Origin of the sequence: Aphanothece microscopica RSMan92 (genome assembly GCF_046613545.2) — a bacterium.
Classification (GTDB): domain Bacteria; phylum Cyanobacteriota; class Cyanobacteriia; order PCC-6307; family Cyanobiaceae; genus NIES-981.
On sequence record NZ_JBKKKY020000591.1, the window covers coordinates 1 to 424 of the forward strand.

Annotated in this window: 1 protein-coding gene; it reads right to left on the reverse strand. The window is 70.8% G+C overall.

Features of this window, described 5'->3' with window-relative positions:
- Nucleotides 1-3: 3 nt before the first annotated feature.
- Nucleotides 4-424, reverse strand: a 421-nt coding sequence (gene tspO, locus ACLD7X_RS19200; protein ID WP_411425271.1) for a tryptophan-rich sensory protein TspO, incomplete at its 5' end; no start/stop codon positions are given.

The following is a 424-nucleotide window of genomic DNA, read 5'->3' on the forward strand; positions in this document are numbered from 1 at the left end:
CGCTCAGCCCCGCGCGGCGCGGGGCGCGTCGGGGTTCATCCGCCAGACGGTGAAATTCAGCGCCCCCGCCACGGTGACCCAGGCCAGATAGGGCAGCATCAGCCCCCCCGCCACCGGATCCAGCCGCCAGAAGGCCAGCGTCGTCAGCGCAACGAACCCCCACAGGAAGGCGATGACGACCATCGCCGCGCCCATGCGGTAAAGGCCAAAGAAGATGGGCGTCCATAGCGTGTTGAAGGCGATCTGCGCCGCCCAGAAGGCCATCGCCTGCCCCGACCCCGCCAGGGGCGCGACCCGCATCGCGGCCAGCGACATCAGCAGGTACATCACCGTCCAGGCCAGCGGAAAGGCCCAGCCCGGCGGCGTCCAGACCGGCTTGCGCAGCCGCCTGTACCACTCGCCCGGCTCGAACATCGCGCCGGTC